Annotated in this window: 14 protein-coding genes; 1 reads left to right on the forward strand and 13 read right to left on the reverse strand. The window is 69.9% G+C overall.

What is annotated here, in order from left to right; all coding sequences use genetic code 11:
• Nucleotides 1-298: 298 nt before the first annotated feature.
• The 3 genes from AB0D57_RS23660 to AB0D57_RS23670 form a co-directional block, all read right to left on the reverse strand.
• A complete protein-coding gene (locus tag AB0D57_RS23660) occupies nt 299-4,297 on the reverse strand; it encodes an Rne/Rng family ribonuclease (protein ID WP_362076240.1) in 3,999 nt (1,332 codons plus the stop codon).
• Between the two features lie 256 nt (nt 4,298-4,553).
• Nucleotides 4,554-5,330, reverse strand: a complete 777-nt coding sequence (locus AB0D57_RS23665; RefSeq protein ID WP_362076243.1) for a TIGR03936 family radical SAM-associated protein — start codon at nt 5,328-5,330, stop codon at nt 4,554-4,556.
• 48 nt (nt 5,331-5,378) lie between these two features.
• Nucleotides 5,379-6,629 carry a hypothetical protein gene (locus AB0D57_RS23670; RefSeq protein WP_362076246.1) on the reverse strand — a complete coding sequence of 417 codons (1,251 nt, stop codon included), beginning with the start codon at nt 6,627-6,629 and terminating at the stop codon, nt 5,379-5,381.
• A gap of 113 nt (nt 6,630-6,742) precedes the next feature.
• Between AB0D57_RS23670 and AB0D57_RS23675 the strand changes: the two genes are divergently transcribed.
• Nucleotides 6,743-7,063 (forward strand): carboxymuconolactone decarboxylase family protein, encoded by a 321-nt coding sequence (locus AB0D57_RS23675; protein ID WP_362076249.1) that lies wholly within the window; start codon nt 6,743-6,745, stop codon nt 7,061-7,063.
• Between the two features lie 127 nt (nt 7,064-7,190).
• Here AB0D57_RS23675 and AB0D57_RS23680 read toward each other — a convergent pair whose 3' ends face one another.
• The 10 genes from AB0D57_RS23680 to AB0D57_RS23725 form a co-directional block, all read right to left on the reverse strand.
• On the reverse strand, nt 7,191-9,140 hold the full coding sequence (locus AB0D57_RS23680) for a TIGR03960 family B12-binding radical SAM protein (protein ID WP_362076252.1): 1,950 nt from the start codon (nt 9,138-9,140) through the stop codon (nt 7,191-7,193).
• Nucleotides 9,141-9,404: 264 nt separating this feature from the next.
• Nucleotides 9,405-10,919, reverse strand: a complete 1,515-nt coding sequence (locus tag AB0D57_RS23685) for a CYTH and CHAD domain-containing protein (RefSeq protein WP_362076255.1) — start codon at nt 10,917-10,919, stop codon at nt 9,405-9,407.
• A gap of 151 nt (nt 10,920-11,070) precedes the next feature.
• Nucleotides 11,071-12,270: a rod shape-determining protein RodA gene (gene rodA, locus AB0D57_RS23690; protein ID WP_362076258.1), complete on the reverse strand. Its 1,200-nt coding sequence runs from the start codon at nt 12,268-12,270 to the stop codon at nt 11,071-11,073.
• Nucleotides 12,267-14,516, reverse strand: a complete 2,250-nt coding sequence (gene mrdA / locus AB0D57_RS23695; RefSeq protein ID WP_362076261.1) for a penicillin-binding protein 2 — start codon at nt 14,514-14,516, stop codon at nt 12,267-12,269. Before mrdA ends, rodA begins: the two co-directional genes overlap by 4 nt.
• Nucleotides 14,517-14,602: 86 nt before the next feature.
• A complete protein-coding gene (mreD, locus tag AB0D57_RS23700; RefSeq protein WP_362076264.1) occupies nt 14,603-15,274 on the reverse strand; it encodes a rod shape-determining protein MreD in 672 nt (223 codons plus the stop codon).
• Nucleotides 15,275-15,286: 12 nt separating this feature from the next.
• The gene (mreC, locus tag AB0D57_RS23705; RefSeq protein WP_362076267.1) at nt 15,287-16,234 is read right to left on the reverse strand and encodes a rod shape-determining protein MreC; all 948 of its coding nucleotides are present in this window, start codon (nt 16,232-16,234) and stop codon (nt 15,287-15,289) included.
• 132 nt (nt 16,235-16,366) lie between these two features.
• A complete protein-coding gene (locus AB0D57_RS23710; protein WP_362076270.1) occupies nt 16,367-17,386 on the reverse strand; it encodes a rod shape-determining protein in 1,020 nt (339 codons plus the stop codon).
• Nucleotides 17,387-17,760: 374 nt separating this feature from the next.
• Complete coding sequence (gene ndk / locus AB0D57_RS23715) at nt 17,761-18,174, reverse strand: nucleoside-diphosphate kinase (protein WP_362076273.1); 414 nt, start codon at nt 18,172-18,174, stop codon at nt 17,761-17,763.
• 220 nt (nt 18,175-18,394) lie between these two features.
• A complete protein-coding gene (locus AB0D57_RS23720; RefSeq protein ID WP_362076276.1) occupies nt 18,395-18,730 on the reverse strand; it encodes a DUF4233 domain-containing protein in 336 nt (111 codons plus the stop codon).
• A gap of 5 nt (nt 18,731-18,735) precedes the next feature.
• Nucleotides 18,736-20,274: a folylpolyglutamate synthase/dihydrofolate synthase family protein gene (locus tag AB0D57_RS23725; RefSeq protein ID WP_362076279.1), complete on the reverse strand. Its 1,539-nt coding sequence runs from the start codon at nt 20,272-20,274 to the stop codon at nt 18,736-18,738.
• Nucleotides 20,275-20,455 lie beyond the last annotated feature (181 nt).

Consider the following 20,455-nt stretch of genomic DNA (forward strand, 5'->3'; position numbering starts at 1 on the left):
AAGTTTGACGTCAATCCCCTCCCTTCATCCTAGCCTCGCCCGTTGAGTCTTGTTTCACATTCCGTTCACCTATTCGTCCTTCGGGTGACAGCTCGCGGCCCGGAAAGCGTGATTCGCCCCGGACGGACCGAGTTGTCTCCTTCTCGGCGGGGCCTGCGAGCACTGCACAAATGACGAGGATTCAGTGCACAACGATTCAGTGCACGCGGAACGGCGGTGGCCCGCCCCCGGTTCTCACCGGGGGCGGGCCACCGCCGTTCTTCCGCCTCGTTTCGCGGGGCGCGCAGGAGGGAGTCGGTCAGCCCTCCGTGGTCGCCGACACCGTCGGCTGTTCCTGCTGCTCGGCCGCCGCCGTCTTCTTTGACGCCACCTTCCTGGCGGTCGTCTTCTTCGCGGCGGTCTTCTTCGCGGCGGTCTTCTTCGCGACCGCCTTCTTCGCGACCGCCTTCTTGGCAACGGTCTTCTTGGTGGCGGCCTTCTTCGCCGTCGCCTTCTTGGCCGTCTTGCGGGCGGCCGTCTTCTTGGCCGGAGCCTCGACGTCGGCCTCGGCCACCGTCTCGGCCGCCTCGGTGACCGTCTCCGCGGGGATCTCCGCCGAGACCGACGGGACGACCACGACGGCCGCCTCCTCGGACGCGGTGGGCGCGGTGGCCTTGCGGACGGCACGGCGGCGCGGACGGGCTGGCGCGGCGCTCTCGGCGACAGGCTCAGCCACGGGCTCGGGCTTCGGCTCGACGACCTCGACGACGGCCTCGGACGGCACCGCCGCGACCGGCTCCGTGACCGTCACCACAGCCTCCTCCGCCGCCTTCGGGGAACCGGCCGGGGCCGATACCTTCCGCGTCGCGCGACGGCGTGTACGGCCCTTGGGAGCGGCCTCTTCCTGCTGTACGGCGGCCTCGGGGACCGCCACGGCCTCCGGAACCGACACGGCCTCAGGTGCCTCGACGACCGGGTCCTCGACCGCGACCGGCTCGGACTCGGCGGCCTCACGGGACAGCAGAGTCCGCTCCGCCCGCTCCTCACGCCGGCCCCGGGGAGCGCGCTCCTCGGTCCTCGGCGCACCCGCCGGAGCCGACGCCCGCCGGGTCGCCCGGCGCCGCGAACGGCCACGGGAAGCCGCGGCCTCCGCCTCGGCGGCGCTGCTGTACAGCTCCTCGTCCGGTACGAACTCGGACACGGCGAGCGCCACGGGCGCGGCGACCTCGGCGGCCACCTCGGCCTCGCTCTCGACCGTCTCCAGCTCCTCCTCGGCCTCGTGCGTGAGCTCGTGCTCGGGGGCCAGCTCGGCGCCGCCCCGGCCGCGCTTCTTGCGCTTGCCACCGCCTCCGACGGAGGTCGGCTGCTCCATGTGCACGATGACGCCACGGCCGTTGCAGTGGACGCAGGTCTCGGAGAAGGACTCCAGCAGACCCTGTCCGACGCGCTTGCGCGTCATCTGCACGAGGCCGAGCGAGGTGACCTCGGCGACCTGGTGCTTCGTCCGGTCACGCCCCAGGCATTCGAGCATCCGCCGCAGCACCAGGTCCCGGTTGGACTCCAGGACCATGTCGATGAAGTCGACGACGACGATGCCGCCCAGGTCGCGCAGCCGCAGCTGGCGCACGATCTCCTCGGCCGCCTCCAGGTTGTTCCTGGTCACGGTCTCTTCGAGGTTGCCGCCCTGGCCGGTGAACTTGCCGGTGTTGACATCGATCACGACCATGGCCTCGGTCTTGTCGATCACCAGCGAGCCGCCGCTGGGCAGCCAGACCTTGCGGTCCAGCGCCTTCATCAGCTGCTCGTCGATCCGGTACGTCGCGAAGACGTCGACCTCGGAGGTCCACTTCGACAAGCGGTCGGTCAGGTCGGGCGCGACGTGGGAGACGTACCCGTGGATGGTCTCCCATGCCTCGTCGCCACTGACGATGACCTTGGAGAAGTCCTCGTTGAAGATGTCGCGGACGACACGGACGGTCATGTCCGGCTCGCCGTACAGCAGCGACGGCGCGTTGGAGCTGCCGCCGCTCTTCGCCTTCTTCTGGATGTCCTCCCACTGCGCCTGCAGTCGCTCGACGTCACGGCGCAGCTCGTCCTCGCTCGCGCCCTCGGCGGCGGTGCGCACGATGACGCCCGCGTCCTCGGGGACGATCTTCTTGAGGATGGTCTTCAGACGTGCGCGCTCGGTGTCGGGCAGCTTGCGGCTGATGCCGGTCATCGAGCCCTCGGGCACGTAGACCAGGTAGCGGCCGGGGAGGGACACCTGGCTGGTGAGGCGGGCGCCCTTGTGACCGATCGGGTCCTTCGTGACCTGCACGAGGACCGACTGGCCGGACTTCAGCGCGCTCTCGATGCGGCGCGGCCCGTTGGCCATGCCCAGCGCCTCGAAGTTGACCTCACCGGCGTACAGCACGGCGTTGCGGCCCTTGCCGATGTCGATGAAGGCGGCCTCCATCGAGGGCAGGACGTTCTGCACCTTGCCGAGATACACATTGCCGACGTACGAGGTCGCCTGCTCCTTGTTGACGTAGTGCTCGACGAGCACGTTGTCCTCGAGGACGCCGATCTGGGTGCGCTCGCCGCTCTGGCGGACGACCATCACGCGCTCGACGGCCTCACGCCGGGCCAGGAACTCGGCCTCGGTGATGATCGGAACGCGGCGACGGCCCTGCTCGCGGCCCTCGCGACGGCGCTGCTTCTTCGCCTCCAGACGGGTCGAGCCCTTGATGGACTGCACCTCGTCGGTGCCATCGCCGGGCCGCTCGTCCTTCTTGCTACGGGGCTCGCGGACCTTCACGACGGTGCGCTCGGGGTCGTTGTCGCCGGGCTCGACGTCGGTGCCGGAGTCACCGGCGCGACGCCGACGGCGGCGCCTGCGACGGCTGCTGCTGGAGCCGGAGCCACCGGACTCCTCGCGCTCGTCCGCCTCCTCGGCGTCCTCCTCGGCCTGCTCGGCGGTGTCCTCGGCATCCTGCGCGGCCTGCTCGGCGGCATACTCGTCGTCGCCGGACTCGCCGTCCAGCTCGGCGGACTCACCACGGCGACGGCGCCGGCCACCACGGCGGCGACGACGGCGCGACCCGGCCGACTCCTCCTCGGACTCCTCACCCTCGACGACGTCCTCGCTGGACTCCTCGGGCTCCTCGACCTCGTCGACGGCCTCCGCGGTCACAGCCGCGGGCTGCTCCTCCTCGACGGCCCGGCGACGACGGCGCCGACGCCCGCCGGTCGCCTCCTCGACGACCTCGACAGCCTCAGGGGCCTCGACGACCTCGGGAGCCTCGACGACCTCCGCCGCCTCGGCGGCAGCCGCGGCAGCGGCGCGCTCCGGGGTCTGGAACATCGGCTCGGTGAACACCGGCGCCTGGAACACGGCGACAGCCGGACGCGCCGGACGCCGCCCGGACTCGTCGGTCTCCTTCGGCGCGGGGGCGGAGAAACCGCCGGCGGCCTTACGGGTGGCACGGCGGCGGGTGGCGCGACGCGGGGCGCCCTCCTCGGCCTGCGCGACCTCGGCGGCCTCAGTCTCGGGGCTCGCGGCAGGCACAGTGGGCTTGTTCTCGCTGGTCACGGGCGCCTCCACACGCTCGTCGACGGTGTCGCCCTCGGGCGCACCGGCGGGTGCGGAGACGCGCCGGGTGGCGCGACGGCGGGTGGTACGGCGCGGTGCGGCTTCCTCGGCGACGGGCTCGGCGACGGCACGCGCCGACTCCTCGACGATCTCGGTGACCTCAGCGGCCTCAACGGCCGCCGCAACCTCCGCGCCCTCAGGCGTCTCGACGGTCTCAGCCGCCTCGGCCACCTTGGGCGCACCGGTCGGCGCGGAAGCGCGACGGGTCGCACGGCGGCGCGGCCGGGCAGCGGGCGCGGCCTCCTCGACGGACGGAGCGGGAGTACCCTCCTCAGCCCCGGCCTCGACGGGCGCGGCCGCGGGCACGACGGTCTCCGCCGCTTCGGCCGCCACCGGCGCACCGGCGGGCGTGGACACCCGCCGCGTGGCACGACGACGCCCACGACGCGGAGCGGCATCCTCAGCCACCGCCTCCACCGCTGCCTCTTCGGCCTCTTCGGTTTCTTCGGTCTCGACGACCTCTGTCGCCTCGGCGAGCTCTGTGGCTTCGGCGAGATCGGCGGACGCCACCGGCGGTATGGCCGGAGCCGTGGTCTCAGCCACGCTCTCGGACTCGGCCGCGCCCGTGGGCGGGCCCGCCGGGCGCGACGCTGCGCGGCGGCGACGCCGCGGCGGCAGGGTGTCGCTGGGGGTGTTGTTGGCTTCGGAGCCCTTGGAGGGCTCAGCGGGTTCGGTTGACTCGAGCATGCGGGTGGATCTCCCGTCAGGCTCCCGGGCGCCGCACCTGGTCCGGATGATCCGGTGACGTCCGCGGCTCGCGCGATGCGCGGTGCCGCCGTCCGGGGCGCGGGCGCCGCACGGGAGCTCTCTGTGTCCTGTCCCACCGGTTCCGTACACCATGTGTGCGTACGGCCTGGCGAAAGTCTTCTGGTCGGTGCGCTGCCCGACCCAGGTGGCTCCCGGATACGAGGGCGGCGCTACGACATCCGTCCTTACGCGGGACCTACGCCGACGCCTTCGCGGCGGCAGATGCGGCGGCCCCTGTGCGATCGGCTGGGGCGGCCGTGACTGCCTCGCGGTCGGGCGCGAGCGGGTCGGTCACCGTGCCGGTCTCTTCATCGAACAGCCCCTGCGCCAGCCTGGTCACCGCTGCGGGGACCGGCGGCGCCAGGTCGGCCACGGCGCGGAGACCGGACAGGACGTCGTCGGGTCGTACGGCAGGCGTCACGTGCCGAACAACCAGCCGCAGTATCGCACAGGGCTGGTCGGTCGGCCTATCGGCCTGCGCACTGTGCGCATCGAGGCTCGCTACAGCACTGCGGGCGTCGAAGGTGCGCATCCCGTTCTTGGTCCTGCGCTGGACCTCCACCGCGTCGGCCGACTTGAAGGCGTCGACCGCGCGCGACACGTCCTCGAGCGCCACGCCGTCGAGGCGCAGCTCCCACACGGACGCGGTGAGCCGATCGGCGAGCCCGGACGTCCGGGCCTCGACCGCCTCGATGATGTCGAGCCCGACGGGCATCGACTCGTCGAGAAGCTCGCGCAGCTTCTCGGGGTCACGCGCCGCGGTGAGCGCGATCTCCAGGTATTCCGCCTCACTGCCCGTGCCGGTGGGTGCGGCATTGGCGTACGACACCTTCGGATGCGGTGTGAACCCCGCCGAGTAGGCCATCGGCACCGCGGCGCGGCGCAGCGCACGCTCGAAGGCGCGCTGGAAGTCACGGTGGCTGGTGAACCGGAGGCGGCCGCGCTTGGTGTAGCGCAGTCGGATGCGCTGCACCGCGGGTGCGGGCGGCGGGCCTTCGGGCTGTCGCTTGCCCAGTGTCGTTCAGTCCTTCGTGAGAGCGGTCGTACTGCTACCAAGAGTACGTGTCGCGGCGGCTCCCGGTTCCCGCCGGGCCACGGGCTCTGGCTCCCGAGGCGCGCCGAAGAGCATCCGGCGGAAGTCGGCACGCGCCTGCCGCGCGGACTCGCGGGCGGCCGCCAGGGCCTGCCGCGTCACCCGTCCCACGCTGCGCGCGGCCTCGGCGGCGGGCCGCAGAACGGTGTCTCGTACGACATGCCCGAGGGGCGTCAACAGGCTCCGGTACACCCAGCGCACCGGCTCCACGAAGATCCACCGGAAGAGTCGCCCGAGGAACCGCCCGACGGCGAGCGAGATGTGCCCGGCCACCCGCCACGCGTGCCCGAGCGCCCCGCCGACCTCGCGCCCGATGAGGGCGAGGAAGCGCCCGACCGGCACCAGCACCCAGCGCCACACGGCGAGCGCGGGCAGCACGAGCAGGATGCGCAACGTCCAGTAGAGCGCCGCACCGATCCCGGTGAAGATCATCCGTACGAGCCACACGAGTCCGCGCGCCGCCCACGCGATCGCCCGTCCGACGGGCGCGAGGATCCACTCGTACAGCCACACCGCCGGTACGACGATCAGATACCGCACCAGCCAGGCCACGGCGTTGTACACCCCGAGCCCGACCACCGCGAGCCCGATCCCGAGGCCCTTGAGCAGCCAGGCGACCGCGTGCCCGAAGGGCGCCAACAGCCGCGCGCACACCCAGCCGAGCCCTGCGCCGACGCCGCGGCACACCCAGCCGAGCCCGGCACCGATTCCTCGCGCCGCCCAGCCGAGCCCGGCACCGATTCCTCGCGCCGCCCAGCCGAGCCCTGCGCCGACGCCGCGGCACACCCAGCCGAGCCCGGCGCCGATTCCTCGCGCCGCCCAGGCGATGGCGTGCCCGACCGGTGTCAGCAGGTTCCGGTACAGCCACACCAGGGGCACGACCAGCAGCACGTGTCCGAGCCACCCGAGTCCCTTGCCGACCGGCACGACGGCGTACCGCCACAGCGTCACCCACGGCCAGACGAACACCGCCCACGCCACCCACTCCAGCGCACGCCCCACCGGCCGCAGCACGGTGTCCCGCAGGAACCGCCCGCCGACGACCAGCGCGTCCCACACCATGCGCACGGGCACGACGAGCACCAGCACGACGATCCGCACGGGCAGCCGGATCGCGACCGTGAGGCACCCTTCGGCCCGCGGTACGGGTCGCTCGGCAGGCGGCTTTTCCAGGTCCATACCGACATAGACGCATCAGCGGGCCTCTTGGATGCAGACGGCCACGATCCTGATGCCCAAGGCCAAAGGACCACTTACGCTGAAATGAGGGGCCCGATTCAGGAGATGGCCCTATGACAGCTTCATCCGAGACCCCTGTCCTCGACACCCTGGCCGCCATGACTCTCGACTCGATCGAGCGGTGCGGGCTGCCTCTGGACACGCTCATCCTGACGCGTCTCGCCGCCCTCGCGGCCATGGATGCGCCGCCCGTTTCCTACGTCGCCCACATCGGTCCCGCCATCGAGAACAACGTGACCGTGGAGCAGATTCAGGACGTACTGGTCGCCGTGGCACCCGTCGTGGGTACCGCCAAGGTCATGGCCGCGGCCACCAACATCACCGAGGCTCTCGGATTCGCCATCGCCGTGGCGGAGAGCGAGCCGGAAGGGTAGTCGCACCCGCCAAGGTGGCCGAGGCTCAACCGGCCCCGCCCACACGGCAAAAAGGGGTGTCCGGCAGGTCGATAACAGACCCGTCGGACACCCCTCGCGGCACCCCACAACGGGCTGCCGCCGACACTCAGTGGCTGTGCCCACTCCCCGCCGGCTGCTTCACCGACAGCGGCAGCAACTTCTTGCCCGTCGGGCCGATTTGGATACTCGTGTCCATCTGAGGACACACCCCACAGTCGAAGCACGGCGTCCACCGGCAGTCCTCGACCTCTGTCTCGTCGAGGGCGTCCTGCCAGTCCTCCCAGAGCCAGTCCTTGTCGAGGCCGGAGTCGAGGTGGTCCCAGGGGAGGACTTCCTCGTAGGTGCGCTCGCGGGTGGTGTACCAGTCGACGTCGACCCCGAACTCCGGCAGCGTCTTCTCGGCGCAAGCCATCCAGCGGTCGTACGAGAAGTGCTCGCGCCAGCCGTCGAAGCGGCCGCCGTCCTCGTAGACCGCGCGGATGACCGAACCGATACGGCGGTCGCCGCGCGAGAGCAGGCCCTCGACGATGCCGGGCTTGCCGTCGTGGTAGCGGAAGCCGATGGAGCGGCCGTACTTCTTGTCGCCGCGGATCTTGTCGCGGAGCTTCTCGAGGCGGGCGTCCGTCTCCTCGGCGGAGAGCTGGGGCGCCCACTGGAAGGGGGTGTGGGGCTTGGGGACGAAGCCGCCGATCGAGACCGTGCAGCGGATGTCGTTCTGGCCGGAGACCTTGCGGCCCTCGGCGATGACGTTGACCGCCATGTCGCCGATCTGCAGGACGTCCTCGTCCGTCTCCGTAGGCAGGCCGCACATGAAGTACAGCTTCACCTGGCGCCAGCCGTTGCCGTACGCCGTGGAGACCGTGCGGATCAGGTCCTCTTCCGAGACCATCTTGTTGATGACCTTGCGCATGCGCTCGCTGCCGCCCTCGGGGGCGAAGGTCAGACCGGAGCGGCGGCCGTTGCGGGTCAGCTCGTTCGCCAGGTCGACGTTGAAGGCGTCCACGCGGGTCGAGGGGAGGGACAGGCCGATCTTGTCCTCCTCGTACCGGTCGGCCAGGCCCTTCGCGATGTCGCCGATTTCGCTGTGGTCCGCGCTCGACAGCGAAAGGAGGCCCACCTCCTCGAAGCCCGTCGCCTTCAGGCCCTTCTCGACCATCTCGCCGATGCCCGTGATGGAGCGCTCGCGGACCGGGCGGGTGATCATGCCCGCCTGGCAGAAGCGGCAGCCGCGCGTACAGCCGCGGAAGATCTCCACCGACATGCGCTCGTGGACGGTCTCCGCGAGCGGGACCAGGGGCTGCTTGGGGTACGGCCACTCGTCGAGGTCCATGACCGTGTGCTTGGACACACGCCACGGGACGCCCGACTTGTTGGGGACCACGCGGGCGATTCGGCCGTCGGGGAGGTACTCGACGTCGTAGAACGCGGGGATGTAGACCGAGCCCGTCTTCGCCAGGCGGAAGAGGACCTCTTCGCGGCCTCCCGGGCGGCCCTCCGCCTTCCAGGCGCGGATGATCTCGGTCATGTCGAGCACGGCCTGCTCGCCGTCGCCGATGATCGCCGCGTCGATGAAGTCGGCGATCGGCTCGGGGTTGAAGGCGGCATGCCCGCCGGCCAGCACGATCGGGTCGTCGATCGTGCGCGCGCGGGACTCCAGCGGGATGCCCGCCAGGTCCAGCGCCGTCAGCATGTTGGTGTAGCCCAGCTCCGTGGAGAAGGACAGGCCGAAGACGTCGAAAGCCTTCACCGGGCGGTGGCTGTCCACCGTGAACTGGGGGACCTGGTGCTCGCGCATCAGCGCTTCCAGGTCCGGCCACACGCTGTACGTGCGCTCGGCGAGGACGCCCTGGCGCTCGTTCAGTACCTCGTAGAGGATCATGACGCCCTGGTTGGGCAGCCCGACCTCGTACGCGTCCGGGTACATCAGCGCCCAGCGGACGTCACAGGCGTCCCAGGGCTTGACGGTGGAGTTGAGCTCGCCGCCGACGTACTGGATCGGCTTCTGCACATGCGGGAGCAGAGCTTCGAGCTGCGGGAAGACCGATTCGACAGACATCTCGCGAACCTTCGTGAGCTGACAGGGGTGACCATCTAGCCTAACGCGGCCGAAGAGGCCTCCCGCACCCGTCTAGGGCCTGTCGTTTGGATCACGCCGCGGACGCGGGGTCCGGCACACGCGTCTGCGGCGTTGTCGTCGGTCAACGACGCTCCGCGTCGCCTCCCTCCTCCGCCTTGCAGCCGCACGCACCAAGCCCCGCTCACCGGCACCTACGAGGTGCCGGTGCTTCCCTGCAACCTGATCCGCCGGACAGGCCCGCCGTCAGACCGCTCCCTGCCCCTCGATCGCCTCCCAGGCATCCGGCAGCTCCGCCTCGTCCGCCGCCGCCCGCTGCTCCTCCCTCCCGTACAGCACCCCGTACGTGAACGCGCTCTCCCCCGCCGCGTGCGCCTGCGTCGCCAGGTCCCGCAGGGCCTCGCGGGCCATCACGGAGTCCTGGTGGTCGCCGAGCAGGCTCTGCAGCGACTTCATGGACTTGACCAGGCCGGCGGCGGGCTTGCCGAGCGCGGGGGTGGCCGCCTCGGCCGCGTACCGGGTGCGCTTGGCCTTCTTGCGCGCCTCGTGCATCGTGAGACTGCGGTCCTCGCCGGGCGGCTGGTCGAGCGCCTCCGCGATCAGGTCGGAGACCTTCTTGAAGTCCTTCCGTACGGCCTTCGCGAGCGTCTTGGACGGATCGGCCGACGCCGCCTTCAGGAGCGGCGGGTCGGCCACCACCGCATCCAGCGTCGCCAGCAGATCCAGATAGCGCTTCCCGTCCAGTACGGCGATCAGGCGGCGCCGGGAGCCGCCGCTGCGGGCGTGCGACCAGGTGCGCAGGCGGGTGCGGACGGGGCCCGCGAGCAGGGTGCGCGGCAGCTCGTCGAGCGAGGCCGTCAGGCGTTCGGTGAGCACTTCCTGGTCGCGGTCGACGCCCAGTTCACCGGCCAGCCACTTCAGTTCGTCACCGATCGGGTCGGTGACGGTGCGGTCCAGGACTTTGCCGTACGAGCGGAAGGTGCTGCGCATGCGCCGGGTGGCGACGCGCATGCTGTGCACGGAGTCGTACACGTCGCGGCGGACGGCGGGGTCCAGCTCGACGATCGCGTCGCGCTGGGCGCGGACGTAGGCGAGGACGTGGTCTCCGGCGCTCTCCGCGGCCGGGACCGGAGTCGACTCCGTGGCCTTCTTCTTCCGTTTCGCGCCGGTCTCGTCCAGCGCCCGCGCCAGCTTGGACGCCGAGGACGACCGGTTCAGGCCCGCCTTGCGGAGCTTCTTCTCCACCTTGTCGAGAAAGGCCGGATCACCGTCGTCGGCGAGCTCCACCTCGATCTCGGTCCATTCGGCGGTGCCCACGCCTCCGCTGAGCCGCTCCGCACGCACACGGTCGACACTGACCTCGGCGAGCAGGGCGCCGGAGGCGTCGACGAGATGGCGGATGTCGCGGGCCGACCGCAACCGTACGACGGGGACGAGCTCGGCTTCGCGCACCCGGGAGCGCACGAGGCCGCTCAGGTACCGGGGCACGGCGTCGGAGAGCGGGGCGTGTATCTCGTCGCGGACGCCCTCGGCGACCGGCAGTTTGAGATGCCAGCCCGCGTCGTCGCCGCCGGTGCGGCGGCGCAGCGTGAGGGAGGCGGCGGCGAGCCGCTGGTCGGCCGTGTCGTAGTAGGTGGCGTCGAGTTCCGCGACGCCCTTGTCGACGACGCCCGAGACGCCGGAGACGCCCGTCAGGTCGGGAAGCTCGCCCCCGGCCGAAGCTTCGTACTTCCGCTCGATCTCGCGCTTCGTGTCCACCATGAACTGAATCTAGTGGCTGTACGCCCGAGATGGCAGGGCCTGGCCGGGAAGAGCCACTACCGACTCGCCACCTGGACGTCACCCGGAAGACACCAGAAAGTCACTTTTAGGCCACCAGGACATGAGCGGAGCCCGCATCCCCGGCCCTCCCCTACGCCGACATCGGCCGCTGCACCCTGATCGACTGCAACAGCCCCACCGCCACCCACACCGCGAACATCGACGAGCCGCCGTACGACACGAAGGGCAGGGGGAGACCCGCGACCGGCATGATGCCGAGGGTCATGCCGATGTTCTCGAAGGACTGGAAGGCGAACCAGGCGATGATGCCCGCGGCGACGATCGTGCCGTACAGCTCGGTGGTCTCGCGGGCGATGCGGCAGGCCCGCCACAGGACGACGCCGAGCAGGAGCAGGATCAGTCCGGCGCCCACGAAGCCCAGTTCCTCGCCCGCGACCGTGAACACGAAGTCGGTCTGCTGTTCGGGGACGAACTGGCCGGTGGTCTGCGAGCCCTCACCGAGGCCGGTGCCGAAGAGGCCGCCGGAGCCGATGGCGATGCGGGCCTGGTTGGTGTTGTAGCCGACGCCGGCCGGGTCGAGCTCCGGGTTGGCGAAGGCGGCGAAGCGGTTGATCTGGTACTCGTCGAGGATCTTCAGCTGCCAGACCGCGATCGCGCCGAGCGCGCCGGTGCCGAGCAGGCCGAACACCCAGCGGTTGGAGGCGCCGGAGGCGAGCAGCACGCCGAGCACGATGATGACCATGACCATGACCGAGCCGAGGTCGGGCATCAGCATGACGATCATCATCGGGACGGCGGCGAGACCCAGGGCCTGCAGGACCGTGCGGTGGTCGGGGTACGACCGGTCGCCCGCGTCGACCCGGGCCGCGAGCAGCATCGCCATGCCCAGGATGATCGTGATCTTCACGAACTCGGAGGGCTGGAGGGAGAACCCGCCGCCGAGCACGATCCAGGCGTGCGCGCCGTTGACGGTGGCGCCGAGCGGGGTCAGCACCGCGAGGATCAGGAAGACCGAGAGGCCGTACAGGATCGGCACGGCGGTGCGCAGGGTGCGGTGGCCGAGCCAGACCGTGCCGATCATCAGGCCGAACCCGATGCCGGTGTTCATGAGATGGCGGATGAGGAAGTAGTACGGGTCGCCCTGGTTGATCTCGGTGCGGTTGCGGGTCGCCGAGTAGACGAGGGCCGAGCCGATCAGCGAGAGCGCGATCGCCGCGAACAGTATCGGCCAGTCGAGCCGACGGGCCAGCGAGTCGCGGGCGAACAGACGCGTCCAGCCGGCGCGCTCGGGCCCGTACCCGGAGACGGAGAAGTTGTTGGCTCCCGTCATGTCAGGATCCTCCGCCGCTTCTTCGGGCGTGCCGTGCGTCGTCGGGCGTTGCGGTTGCTCGCGGTCGGCGACGGTGTGGTGGCCGCGGGCTGGGTGTCGTCGTCGGCGAGGTCGTTCTCCTCGCTGGCCTGCTGGTCCTTGGCCGGGTCCTTGGAGATCGCCGGGGCGTCGATCGAGCCGTCGGACTGGATCTTCGGCAGGTTCTTCTCGGGGGTGGGCAGCAGCGCCTTGCTCTTGTCGATCGCGCCGTCCTCGGAGACGCCGTACAGCGCGTTGTAGATCTTGCGGACGGCGGGGCCGGAGGCGCCGGAGCCCGTACCACCCTGGGAGATGGTCATGACGACCGTGTAGTCCTTGGTGTACGTGGCGAACCACGAGGTGGTCTGCTTGCCGTAGACCTCGGCCGTACCGGTCTTGGCGTGCATCGGGATCTCGTCCTGCGGCCAGCCGCCGAAGCGCCAGGCGGCGGAACCGCGGGTCACGACTCCCGCGAGGGCGTCGTTCATCTCGGCGAGCGTCTTCTTCGAGACCGGCAGTTTGCCGTGCGACGTGGGCTCGATCTCCTTCACGTTCTTGCCGTCCGCGCTGACGATCGCCTTGCCGACGGTCGGGTCGTAGAGGGTGCCGCCGTTGGAGATCGCCGCGTAGATCGTCGCCATCTGTATCGGCGTGACGAGGGTGTCGCCCTGGCCGATCGAGTAGTTGACGGAGTCACCGGCGCGCATCAGGTTGCCTTCGAGGCAGTTCTCGTAGGCGATCTTCTCCGCGTAGGTGCCGCTCTTCTTGCCGTACTTGCACCAGGCGTCCTTGTTGGCCTTCCAGTAGCTCTGCTTCCACTGGCGGTCGGGGATACGACCGGTGACCTCGTTCGGGAGGTCGATGCCGGTCTCGGCGCCGAGGCCGTACTGGTGGGCGGTCTTGTAGAACCAGTCGCTGGCCTTCTTCTTCGGCTTGGTGCCGCCGTCCCGCTTCCACTCCTGGTGGGCGAGGCGGTAGAAGACGGTGTCGCAGGAGACCTCCAGGGCGCGGCCGAGGCTGATCGGGCCGTACCCCCGGGACTCGAAGTTCTTGAAGACCTGGCTGCCGACGGAGTACGAGCTGGAGCACTCGTAGTTCCCGTCGAAGGGGTAGCCGGCGTTGACCGCGGCCGCGGTGGAGACGACCTTGAAGATCGAGCCGGGCGCCGCCTGGCCCTGGATCGCCCGGTTGAGCAGCGGGTAGTTGGACGACTTGCCGGTGAGCGAGGCGTAGTCCTTGGCGGAGATACCGCCGACCCAGGCGTTCGGGTCGTAGGTCGGGTTGGAGGCCATGGCGACGACGCGGCCGGTCTTGGCCTCCATCACGACGACCGCGCCCGAGTCGGCCTTGTACTTCACGCCGGTGTTCCGGTCGAGTTGCGTACGGGCGGTCTTCATCGCCTCGTTCAGCTGGTACTCGGCGACGCGCTGGACGCGGGCGTCGATGCTGGTGACGAGGTTCGCGCCGGGTTCGGCCGCGTCGCTCTTGGCCTGGCCCATGACCCGGCCGAGGTTGTCGACCTCGTAGCGGGTGACGCCGGCCTTGCCGCGCAGTTCCTTGTCGTACTCGCGCTCGAGGCCGGAGCGGCCGACCTGGTCGGAGCGCAGATACGGCGAGGAGGTGTCCTCGGCCTTGGTGATCTCGGCGTCGGTGACGGGCGACAGATAGCCGAGCACCTGTGCGGTGTTGGCCTTGCCAGGGCCGGCGTAGCGGCGCACGGCCTGGGGCTCGGCGGTGATGCCGGGAAAGTCCTCGGAGCGCTCACGGATCTGCAACGCCTGCTTGGCGGTTGCCTCGTCGGTGATGGGGATCGGCTGGTAGGGCGAGCCGTTCCAGCAGGGCTGCGGGGTCTCGGAGTCGCACAGCCGGATCTTCTGGATGACGTCCTCGGGCTTCATGGCCAGCACACCGGCGAGCTTGGTGAGGACCGCCTTGCCGTCGTCCTTCATCTTCAGCAGGTCGGTGCGCGAGGCGGAGACCACGAGCCGGGTCTCGTTGTCGGCGATCGCCACCCCGCGCGCGTCCAGGATCGAGCCGCGTACGGCGGGCTGGACGACCTGCTGGACATGGTTTCCGGAGGCTTCCTTGGCGTACTCGTCGCCGTTGCGGATCTGGAGGTACCAGAGGCGGCCGCCGAGGGTGCCGAGGAGGGAGAGAACGAGAATCTGGATGACGACGAGCCGGATCTGAACCCGTGGGGTCCTGCCGGTCTCGGGGATGTTGGTCACTGCTGCTGCCTCCCCCTCTCAGTGTGTGTACGAGGCATACGAGTACACGGCGAACCTGTGTACGCGGGTCGCCAACCGGCGTGCTCTCACAGCCGCTTGACCCCCTTGATGCGTCCCGCGCGGGCGACTCGCGCCTTCGCCGCCTTCACCCGGAGCCCGCCGCGCTGACCGCCGATGCGCAGACCGGTGCCGGAGGAGAGCCAGCCGGAGGAGACGTCGGCCGACTTGGCGGACGTACTGGACTCGGCGAGCGGGTTGTTCTCGGAGCGTCGGGCCAGCGCCATCAGCCCCGGGACCACGAAGGGCGCCAGCAGCAGGTCGTACAGGGCGGCGGTGAACAGCAGGCTGCCGAGGCCCACATGGCGAGCGGCGGTGTCGCCGACGAGGGCGCCGACACCGGCGTACAGCAGGGTGGAGCCGATCGCGGCGGCGACGACCACGGCCATCGGGCCGGTCGCGGACTTGAGCCGGCCGTTCTCCGGCTTCACCAGGCCGGCGAGGTAGCCGATGACGCACAGCACGAGGGCGTAGCGCCCGGCGGCGTGGTCGGCGGGTGGGGCGAGGTCGGCGAGCAGGCCCGCGCCGAAGCCGATGAAGGCGCCGCCGACATGGCCGTAGACCATGGCGAGGGCCAGTACGGTCAGCAGCATCAGGTCCGGGACGGCGCCCGGGAGGTGCAGTCGGGCGAGGACGCTCACCTGGATCACCAGGGCGACGACCACCAGGGTGGTGGAGAGCAGCATCCGGTTGAAACGCATGGGATTCGGCTCCTACCGCTCTTGCTGTTCGTCGTCTTCGGACAGGCTCTCCGAGGACGGAGTGACCGTCACGGTCACGGTCGGCGTGGGCGTCGGTTTGGGCTTGGGCGGCAGCACCTCGTCGCGCGGGTCCGTGCGCGGGGCCTCGACGACGACGCCGACGATGTCGAGCTTGGAGAACGAGACGTACGGCGTGACGTAGATCGTGCGGGTCAGGTCGCCGCCGGACGGGTCGACGCGGGAGACCACGCCGACCGGGACGCCGGGCACGAACGGCTTGTCGGCCTGCGAGCCGAAGGTGACCAGCCGGTCCCCCTTCTTGATTTTGGCCTTGCCGTTGAGCATCTCCACCCGCAGCGGGCGGTCGCCCTGCCCGGAGGCGAAGCCGAGTTCGTCGGTGGACTCCATGCGCGTACCGACGGTGAAGTCGGGGTCGTTGGCGAGCAGTACGGTGGCGGTGTTCGGGCCGACGGTGGTGATCCGTCCGACCAGGCCTTCCCCGTTCAGGACGGTCATGTCGCGCGTGACGCCGTCGTTCGCGCCGACGTCGATCGTCACGGTCCAGGAGAAGCCCTGGGCCGCTCCTATGGCGATGACCTCGGCGCCCTTGATGCCGTACTGCCCGGCGCCGGCCGTCTTGAGCATGCTGTCGAGCTGCTTGAGACGGCTGCGGTTGCGGTCGTCGCTGCCGAGCTTCGCCTTCAGCGCCGCGTTGTCGTGCTCGAGTTGGGCGATGCGGTCGTGCCGGTCGCCCGAGTCGCGGACCGCCGCGATCGCGTTGCCTACGGGGTCGACCGCGGACGCCACCCCGTTCTCGATCGGGCCGAAGACGGTCGCGGCGGCCTGGCGGGCACCGTCGACCGGCGAGTCCTCGCCACCGCGGATGTCCACCGTGATCAGAGCGAACGCGATGGCGATCAGCAGCACCAGGAGCAGCCGGCTCTCTCGTGTGTCCCTCACGTGCGGCGGCCGTGCCTTCCTCGTCGAAAGCCCGCGGGTGTTGGCGGGTGTTATGGGGGAGCTTATGCCTGAATATCAACGATCCGCCGTACGAGAAGGGTTCATCTCGTACGGCGGAATCGAAGAGTTACCTCATCTGCGCGGCTGGGCGTCCAGCACCTGCTGGAGCGCCTCGAACTCCTCGACGCACTTTCCGGATCCGAGCGCCACGCTGTCCAGCGGGTCCTCGGCGATGTGGATCGGCATGCCGGTCTCGCGGCGCAGCCGTTCGTCGAGGCCGCGCAACAGGGCTCCGCCGCCGGTCAGAACGATTCCGCGGTCCATCACGTCACCGGACAGCTCCGGCGGGCACTTGTCGAGCGTCGTCTTCACCGCATCAATGATCGCGTTGACCGGCTCTTCGATGGCCTTGCGGACTTCGGCCGCGGAGATGACGACGGTCTTGGGCAGCCCGGAGACGAGGTCCCGGCCGCGGATTTCGGTGTGTTCGTCATTGTCGAGGTCGTACGCCGAACCGATCGTGATCTTGATCTGCTCGGCCGTCCGCTCACCGAGAAGAAGGCTGTACTCCTTCTTGATGTGCTGGATGATCGCGTTGTCCAGCTCATCGCCCGCGACGCGGATGGACTGGGCGGTGACGATGCCGCCGAGCGAGATGACCGCGACCTCCGTGGTGCCGCCGCCGATGTCCACCACCATGTTGCCCGTGGCCTCGTGAACCGGCAGGCCGGAGCCGATGGCCGCGGCCATGGGCTCCTCGATGATGTGCACCTGGCGGGCGCCGGCCTGGGACGACGCCTCGATGACGGCACGGCGCTCGACGCCCGTGATGCCGGAGGGCACACAGACGACGACACGCGGACGGGCGAGATAGCGCCGCTTGTGGATCTTCAGAATGAAGTAGCGGAGCATGCGCTCGGTGATCTCGAAGTCGGCGATGACGCCATCCCGCAGCGGACGCACGGCAACGATGTTGCCGGGAGTCCGCCCGATCATCTTCTTCGCTTCCGAACCGACCGCGAGGATGCCACCGGTGTTGGTGTTGATCGCGACGACGGACGGCTCGTTGAGTACGATCCCGCGACCCCTGACGTACACCAGCGTGTTGGCGGTCCCGAGGTCGACAGCCATGTCACGGCCGATGAACGACATTGAGTTCCCCATCAGGATTCGTCTGGCCTTCCCAAGTCGAGCTTTGATGGCTTGTTAGGTAGGCGAGGTGGGTGCGGTGGCGTGAAGGCTTCCATCGTAGACGCGCCTTCGCGAACACCGCGCGAGGGTCTTCGCCATTGTCAGCATGCGTGGCGTCGCCTCGCTTCTGGAGACGGGCCATCGGAGGCACGCGTTCCCCCGATCGGCACGCATATGCCGCGGGACGGCCGGAAATCCACGGCCGTCCCAGGTCAGGCATCCAAGTGACGTGACGGTCCCTCAGAAACAAGCGCAGAAAATTCTCAAAAAATTGATGCCCGTCGCTTTGGCCGTGGCCCTGGGCGGTGTCGTTTGGACCACCCTCTGGCTGCGGGTCAGGCGCGGCCGGGGAAGAAGATCTTCAGCTCGCGCTCGGCGGACTCCTCGGAGTCGGAGGCGTGGATCAGGTTCTCGCGGACGATGACTCCGAAGTCGCCGCGGATGGAGCCGGGGGCGGCGGCGATCGGGTCGGTGGGGCCGGCGAGCGCGCGCACGCCCTCGATCACCCGCTCACCCTCCACCACGAGGGCAACCACCGGGCCGGACGCCATGAACTCGACGAGCGGCTCGTAGAACGGGCGGCCCACGTGCTCCGCGTAGTGCTGCTCGAGGACAGCGCGGTCCAGGGTCCGCAGCTCCAGCGCGGTGATCCGCCAGTCGGCCTTTCGCTCGATACGGCCGAGGATCTCGCCGACCAGGGAGCGGCGGACAGCGTCCGGCTTCAGGAGGACGAGAGTGCGCTGAGTCATGATGTGCGGCTCCTTGCAGGCCAGGGACTGTGCGATGGGCCCGAGGCTACCGGGTGGAGCTGAGGAGGTGGCACCCGGACCGCTTCGTCCGAAACCCCGCGGGGGCGGGGAGCATGATCAGCAATACGCTGAGCACAAGGGAAAGCCGGGACCATCCCCGCGTCGGCGGGGAAGATCCGGGTGCCGCAACCAGTGAAGCACCCGGCACTGACAACGGCGTTTACTCCGCCTGCGCCGCGAAGCGGGCCTTCGCCTCGTCGACCTGCCGGCCGTACTTCACCGACGCCCACCACAGGGCGGCGAAGATCGCGCCCAGGACGAACATCAACGTCACGAAGAACCCGCTGGCGATCAGCGCAATCTGCAGGGCCCAGCCGAGCTGGACGCCCCCGGGCCGGGTGATCACGCCGCAGAGCAGGATGCTCAGCATCATGAAGATCCCGCTGACGGTCCAGACCGTGGCCGTGGACAGATCGGGGTCCTTCATGGCGACGAGACCGGCGAAGCCGATGACGAAGAACTCGCCGATCAGAGTGGATGCACAGAGCGTACGCACAGCGGTCAGCCCCTCCCGAGGAGCAGTCGGGCCTCGCCGACGGTGATAACGGAACCGGTGACGAGTACGCCGCCGCCGGCGTACTCGCCCTCTTCCTCGGCCAGCGTGATCGCGGCCTCGATCGCGTCGTCGAGCCGGGGCTCGACCTGTACCCGGTCCTCGCCGAAGATCTCGACGGCGATCCCGGCCAGCTCGTCCGCGTCCATCGCGCGATGGCTGGAGTTCTGGGTGATCACGACCTCGGTGAAGATCGGCTCGAAGGCTTCCAGCAGCCCCCGTACATTCTTGTCGCCGCTGGCACCCACGACCCCGATCAGCCGGCTGAAGTCGAAGACCTCGCTGACGGCGTCGGCGGTCGCGCGGGCGCCCGCCGGGTTGTGCGCGGCGTCCAGCACGACGGTCGGCGAGCGGCGTACGACCTCCAGGCGGCCCGGCGAGGTCACCGAGGCGAAGGCCTTGCGGACGGTGTCGATGTCCAGTCGCTGGGTGTGCGCCGAACCGACGCCGAAGAACGCCTCGGCCGCGGCCAGCGCGACGGCGGCGTTGTGCGCCTGGTACGCGCCGTGCAGCGGCAGGAAGACCTCCTCGTACTCCCCGCCGAGGCCGCGTAGCGTGAGCAGTTGGCCGCCGACGGCGACCTGCCGGGCCACGACCCCGAACTCCAGCCCCTCGCGGGCAACCGTGGCGTTCACTTCCACGGCCTTCTTCAACAGCACCTGGGCCGCGTCCACCGGCTGCTGCGCCAGGATCACGGTCGCGTCCTGCTTGACGATGCCGGCCTTCTCGGTGGCGATCTCACCGTGCGTCTCGCCGAGCCGGTCGGTGTGGTCGAGGTCGATGGGGGTGACGACCGCGACGTCCCCGTCGATCACATTGGTGGCGTCCCAGCTGCCGCCCATCCCGACCTCGACGACGGCCACGTCGATGGGCGCGTCCGCGAAGGCCGCGTACGCCATCCCCGTGAGCACCTCGAAGAAGGAGAGCCGGTACTCCTGCTGGGCGTCGATCATCTCGACGTACGGCTTGATGTCGTTGTACGTCTCGATGAACCGCTCGGCGGAGATCGGGGCGCCGTCCAGGCTGATCCGCTCGGTGATCGACTGGACATGGGGGCTCGTGTACCGCCCGGTGCGCAGGTCGAAGGCGCCGAGCAGGGCCTCGATCATGCGGGCGGTGGAGGTCTTGCCGTTCGTGCCCGTGATGTGGATCGAGGGGTACGCGCGCTGCGGCTCGCCCAGGACGTCCATCAGGGCGGCGATGCGGGTGACGGACGGCTCCAGCTTGGTCTCGCCCCAGCGGGTCGCCAGCTCTGTCTCCACCTCGCGCAGCGCCTTGTCGACCTCGGGGTCGGCCGGGCGCGCGGGAATGTCGGCCTGGGCGCCGCCGGTGCCCTGGGTGCGCAGGGTCCTGCTGCCGGCCTCGATCACCGCGAGGTCGGGGTCGCGGTCGGTCTCAGCCGCGACGATCTCGTCGAAGAGACCGAGCGGGTCGCTGGGTTCCGGCTCGTCCGGCGCGCTGCTGTCGTGCGGGGGGAGGTCACTCACGGGGCCAGTCTACGGAGCCGGGAGGAAGACGGTGTTTTCGCCCCCGCCGCCCGTCCCATCTCTGTGGGCTCCGCCCCCAGACCCCCGCTTCGGCCTGAACGGCCTCGTCCTCAAACGCCGGACGGGCTGGGCATGTCAGCCTGTCCGGCGTTTGAGGACGAGCCCTTCGGGCGAAGGCGGG

The organism is Streptomyces sp. NPDC048275 (assembly GCF_040652275.1).
Classification (GTDB): Bacteria; Actinomycetota; Actinomycetes; order Streptomycetales; family Streptomycetaceae; genus Streptomyces.